Here is a 2703-nt window from a genome sequence, read left to right on the forward strand (position 1 = left end):
CGGTGGCTCATCGTCTACGGCGACTGCGCCGCCCTTCGACTCCTCACCACCGGCCAAAACGATCGTCAACGACCGGCCAAAACAATTGTCGCTGCCCACCACATGGCATATCCAACGTTGACCATGCGTAAAATTCGTGAAGTGCTGCGCCTGCATTTCGACTGCGGGTTCAAGCAGCGGGAGATCGCCCGGGCAGTGGGCACCTCGCCGACGACGGTCGGACAATACGTGCGGCGCATGCAGCGCACCGGGCTGAGCTGGCCGCTGCCGGCGACGTTGTCCGATGACGAACTCGAAGCCCGGCTGTTTCCGCCACCTCCGCAGGTTGAAGGGCAGCGTCCCGAACCTGACTGGCCGACGGTGCGCCGCGAGCTTGCGCGCAAGGGCGTCACGCTCGACCTGCTGTGGAATGAGTACAAGGCCGAGCATCCGGACGGCTACGCGTACACGTGGTTCTGCACGCGCTACAGCCAGTGGGCGAATTCACTGCCCCTGACGCTGCGTCAGACACACGCGCCCGGTGAGAAACTGTTCGTCGATTACTCCGGCGACAGAATCGCGATCATTGACGCGGCGACGGGCGAGATCCGCGAAGCAGAGCTCTTCGTCGCGGTGCTCGGCGCGTCGAACTACACGTATGCCGAAGCGACCTGGACTCAGCAGTTGCCCGACTGGATCGGCTCGCACGTGCGCGCGTTCGAATTCATCGGTGGCTGCCCGGAGATCGTCGTGCCCGACAACCTGAAGTCGGGCGTACACAAGCCCAGCTTCTACGATCCGCTGATCAACCGCACCTACGGTGCGATGGCTGCGCATTACTCCGTCACAGTCCTCCCGGCTCGCAGTGGGAAGCCCCGTGATAAGGCGAAGGTTGAACAGGGCGTCCTCCTGGTCCAGAGATGGATTCTCGCCCGACTGCGCAAACAGCGCTTCTTCAGTCTGGCCGAAGCGAACCGCGCGGTCGCCGAATTGCTCACCGGCTTGAACAGCAAGGCCTTCAAGAAGCTACCCAGTTCGCGCCGTAGCGCCTACGATGAACTTGATCGCCCCGCGCTCAGGCCGTTGCCCGCGCTGCCATACCAATACGCCGACTGGAAGGTTGCCCGCGTTGGCATTGACTACCACGTCGAACTCATCGGCCATTACTACTCAGTCCCGCATCGCTTCGCGCGTGAGCAGGTCGACGTACGTTACACCACGTCGACGGTCGAGATCTTCCATCGCGGCAAGCGCATTGCGGCGCACGTAAAGAGCGAGCGGCGCGGTGCCCACACCACCCTGACCGAACACATGCCCGCCAACCATCAGGCCGTTAGCGGCTGGGATCCCCAGCGCCTGCGCAACTGGGCGGCCAGCATCGGCCCACACACCTGCGCGATCGTCGCGCATCTGCTTGGTGGTCGGCAGCATCCGCAGCAGGCCTATCGCACCTGCCTGGGTGTGCTGCGTCTCGCGAAGGACTACGGCAACGAGCGGCTAGAAGCCGCCTGCAGTCGCGCCATCGATCTGAAAGCGCCGAGCTACAGGTTCATCGCCTCGACCCTGAAGAACGGTCTGGATCAGCAATCCTCGACGGTCGCTGTCCAGGCCGACCTGCCGCTCACGCACGTCAACGTGCGCGGGCCAAACTACTATCATTGAAGGAGAAATATGCTTAGACATCCGACCATCGAGAAGCTTCACGAGCTGCGCCTGAGCGGCATGGCCGCAGCGCTCACCGAGCAGCAGGGACTCGCCGACATCGAAGCGTTGAGCTTCGAAGAACGACTGGGCCTGCTCGTTGAGCGTGAGTCCAGCGTACGCGAATCACGGCAGACCACGGCGCGGCTGCGCCGCGCGAAGCTGAAGTTCTCTGATGCGGTACCGGAGGACATTGACTACCGCGCAGCCCGCGGACTCGACCGCAGTCTCATTGGGCAGTTGCTAACCTGCAACTGGATTCGCGAACGCAACAGCACCGTGATCATCGGCGCCACCGGCCTTGGCAAGACCTGGCTGGCCTGTGCGCTGGCCAACCAGGCGTGCCGCCAGGGCTTCTCGGCGCTGTACCTGAAGATGCCGCGGCTCAATGAGGACCTCGCCATCGCACACGGCAGCGGCCGATATGCACGACTGCTGGCGCAGTGGGCGAAAACGGACTTGCTGCTGATGGACGACTTCGCGATGGCACCGATGAGCGATGGCGCCGGGCGTGACCTGCTCGAGATTCTTGATGACCGTCACGGCCATCGTTCGACGCTGGTAACCAGCCAGATTCCGGTTGAGAACTGGCACGCTGCACTTGGCGACCCTACGCTCGCCGATGCCATTCTCGATCGACTCGTGCACAACACTTACCGCATCAACCTCAGCGGCGAATCGATGCGAAAACGCAAAAAGAGTTTGACCACCGATCCACAGTCAGAGTAAAAACCGAAAACCCTGCGTCGCTGCGCTCCGACTGTCCAGCTTCGCGCGAAACAACTGTCCACCTTCACGCGAACCGCGTGTCCAGCTTCCGCGAATTACGCACCGCAAGTGTTCGCAAGACCATGTTAACGCTTGCTCAAGGCGCAGTAGTCTGCGTCCATAGCCGGTATCACCTCGCCCGTTCGTCGACGAAGCGTAAGCACCCGGGGAAGGCATCTTGACGGGGCAATCGCTGAAACCATCAAGCAGTGGTCGGCGTCCAGCGATGAGGAAGAAGTTGCGTGATGTCGGCGG

At 62.3% G+C, this 2703-nt stretch carries 2 protein-coding genes; both read left to right on the forward strand.

All coding sequences use genetic code 11. The features are described from left to right. The first annotated feature begins 102 nt into the window (after nucleotides 1–102). Entirely contained in the window at nucleotides 103–1641 is a 1539-nt protein-coding gene (gene istA / locus QCE73_RS39165; protein WP_309886170.1) for an IS21 family transposase, read from the forward strand. 9 nt (nucleotides 1642–1650) lie between these two features. Then, nucleotides 1651–2409 carry an IS21-like element helper ATPase IstB gene (istB, locus tag QCE73_RS39170; RefSeq protein WP_035971021.1) on the forward strand — a complete coding sequence of 253 codons (759 nt, stop codon included), beginning with the start codon at nucleotides 1651–1653 and terminating at the stop codon, nucleotides 2407–2409. The last annotated feature ends 294 nt before the right edge of the window (nucleotides 2410–2703 follow it).

This window comes from Caballeronia sp. LZ029, from assembly GCF_031451275.1.
Taxonomy (GTDB): domain Bacteria; phylum Pseudomonadota; class Gammaproteobacteria; order Burkholderiales; family Burkholderiaceae; genus Caballeronia; species Caballeronia jiangsuensis.

What these genes read in the sequence shown, in the direction of transcription:
- istB (WP_035971021.1), top strand. Translation starts at nt 1,651, where the DNA reads ATGCTTAGACATCCGACCATCGAGAAGCTTCACGAGCTGCGCCTGAGC.
- istA (WP_309886170.1), top strand. Translation starts at nt 103, where the DNA reads ATGGCATATCCAACGTTGACCATGCGTAAAATTCGTGAAGTGCTGCGC.